The sequence below is a fragment of the Bacillus cereus group sp. BfR-BA-01381 genome (assembly GCF_022663555.1).
Classification (GTDB): domain Bacteria; phylum Bacillota; class Bacilli; order Bacillales; family Bacillaceae_G; genus Bacillus_A; species Bacillus_A pacificus.
This window is the reverse complement of record NZ_JAKUFR010000351.1, coordinates 1-218: the sequence shown is the minus strand read 5'-3', so window position 1 is coordinate 218 and position 218 is coordinate 1. Positions and strand designations below refer to the sequence as shown.

Below are 218 nucleotides of genomic sequence, written 5' to 3'. Positions count from 1 at the left end.
TTCCCGGGCCTTGTACACACCGCCCGTCACACCACGAGAGTTTGTAACACCCGAAGTCGGTGGGGTAACCTTTTTGGAGCCAGCCGCCTAAGGTGGGACAGATGATTGGGGGGAAGTCGTAACAAGGTAGCCGTATCGGAAGGTGCGGCTGGATCACCTCCTTTCTATGGAGAATTGATGAACGCTGTTCATCAATATAAGTTTCCGTGTTTCGTTTT

At 51.8% G+C, this 218-nt stretch carries 1 rRNA gene; it reads left to right on the top strand.

The features are described from left to right. Positions 1-164, top strand: a 16S ribosomal RNA gene (locus tag MR079_RS29000); the annotation flags it as partial. Between the last annotated feature and the right edge of the window lie 54 nt (positions 165-218).